Source organism: Ligilactobacillus sp. UO.C109, assembly GCF_026847815.1.
Lineage (GTDB): Bacteria > Bacillota > Bacilli > Lactobacillales > Lactobacillaceae > Ligilactobacillus > Ligilactobacillus salivarius.
In genome coordinates this window covers 1-1,037 of record NZ_JAPSFH010000014.1, presented here as the reverse complement: position 1 = coordinate 1,037, position 1,037 = coordinate 1, and the positions used below count along the sequence as shown (strand labels likewise).

Below are 1,037 nucleotides of genomic sequence, written 5' to 3'. Positions count from 1 at the left end.
GAATCCTTGAGTACAAGCTCCTCACTAAGTGAAAGCCTAAGCACATCAAGTTCGTTGAGCGAATCCTTGAGTACAAGCTCCTCCTTAAGTGAAAGCTTAAGTACATCAAGTTCGTTGAGCGAATCCTTGAGTACAAGCTCCTCTTTAAGTGAAAGCCTAAGCACATCAAGTTCCTTAAGTGAATCCTTGAGTACAAGTTCATCCTTAAGTGAAAGCCTAAGCACATCAAGTTCCTTAAGTGAATCTTTGAGTACAAGCTCCTCACTAAGCGAAAGCCTAAGCACATCAAGCAGCTTGAGCGAATCCTTGAGTACAAGCTCCTCCTTAAGCGAAAGCTTAAGCACATCAAGTTCATTGAGTGAATCCTTGAGTACAAGTTCATCCTTAAGTGAAAGCTTAAGTACATCAAGTTCCTTAAGTGAATCCTTGAGTACAAGCTCCTCACTAAGTGAAAGCCTAAGCACATCAAGCAGCTTGAGCGAATCCTTGAGCACAAGTTCATCCTTAAGTGAAAGCTTAAGTACATCAAGTTCGTTGAGTGAATCCTTGAGTACAAGCTCATCCTTAAGCGAAAGCTTAAGCACATCAAGTTCCTTAAGTGAAAGTCTAAGTACATCAAGTTCCTTAAGTGAATCCTTGAGTACAAGCTCCTCCTTAAGTGAAAGCTTAAGCACATCAAGTTCGTTGAGTGAATCCTTGAGTACAAGCTCATCCTTAAGCGAAAGCTTAAGCACATCAAGTTCCTTGAGCGAATCCTTGAGTACAAGTTCCTCACTAAGTGAAAGCTTAAGTACATCAAGCAGCTTGAGTGAATCCTTGAGCACAAGCTCCTCCTTAAGCGAAAGCCTAAGCACATCAAGTTCGTTGAGTGAATCCTTGAGTACAAGCTCCTCCTTAAGCGAAAGCCTAAGTACATCAAGCAGCTTGAGTGAATCCTTGAGTACAAGCTCCTCCTTGAGCGAAAGCTTGAGCACATCAAGCAGCTTGAGTGAATCCTTGAGTACAAGTTCATCCTTAAGCGAAAGCCTAAGCACATC

General features: G+C 42.1%; 1 protein-coding gene. It reads right to left on the bottom strand.

Going from position 1 to position 1,037, the window contains the following annotated elements:
- Window positions 1-1,037: hypothetical protein (locus OZJ21_RS03605; RefSeq protein ID WP_268857463.1), on the bottom strand; the 1,037-nt coding region annotated here is incomplete at both ends.